The sequence below is a fragment of the Frankia sp. AiPs1 genome (assembly GCF_023716945.1).
Taxonomy (GTDB): domain Bacteria; phylum Actinomycetota; class Actinomycetes; order Frankiales; family Frankiaceae; genus Frankia.
In genome coordinates this window covers 1-734 of the sequence record NZ_JAMQQF010001118.1, presented here as the reverse complement: position 1 = coordinate 734, position 734 = coordinate 1, and the positions used below count along the sequence as shown (strand labels likewise).

At 75.3% G+C, this 734-nt stretch carries 1 protein-coding gene and 1 pseudogene; one reads left to right on the top strand and one right to left on the bottom strand.

Annotation, left to right across the window (positions count from 1 at the left end; genetic code table 11):
• A partial coding sequence (locus ND748_RS33210) for a CAP domain-containing protein (protein WP_251750182.1) occupies positions 1 to 490 on the top strand: 490 nt, incomplete at its 5' end.
• Positions 491 to 562: 72 nt separating this feature from the next.
• Here the strand turns inward: ND748_RS33210 and ND748_RS33205 are convergent.
• Positions 563 to 734, bottom strand: a pseudogene (locus tag ND748_RS33205) (amidohydrolase); the annotation flags it as partial.

Sequence of the window (734 nt, the reverse complement as noted above, 5' to 3'; positions counted from 1 at the left end):
CTCGACGGGACGGTGGGCAGACGAGGCCGCGGCCGAGCACGGGAGGGTACGCGAGGAGCGGCCGACGCCGGACGGGGCCGGCTGGGCCGGCGCGGACGGCGTCCCGGCGATGCTGGCCCAGGTCGTCTCGTTGACGAACGCCGAACGCGAGCGGGAAGGTCTCGCCCCGCTCGCGGTCAACCCGACGCTGACCGCCGCCGCGGCCGAGCACAGCCGGGACATGGCGGCGCGCGGCTTCTTTGCCCACACCAGCCCGGACGGCCGGACCGTGTCCGACCGGGTCACCGACCTGGGCTACCGCTACGCCCGGGTCGCCGAGAACATCGCCGCCGGCCAGACCACGGCCGAGGAGGTCGTCACCGGCTGGATGCAGAGCCCCGGTCACCGCGCCAACATCCTCATCCCGCAGCTTCGCCAGATCGGCGTCGGCTACGCCACCGGCGGCGAGTACGGCACCTACTGGACGCAGGTCTTCGGCACGCTCCTCTGACTCGTCGGGCCGCAGTCTGACCGAAAACGGGCCAACGGGCTGGAACGGGCCAACGGGCTGGAGCCGGCAGGCTCAGGGAGCGACGGGACGGCCGCGCAGGACGATGAGGTCGGGGGCGGCGAGGACGCCGACGTCGGCGCGCGGGTCGGCGGGGTAGACGACCAGGTCGGCGGGGGCGCCCTCGGTGAGCGCCGGATGGCCCAGCCAGGCCCGCGCCGACCAGGTGGCCGCGGACAGCGCGGCC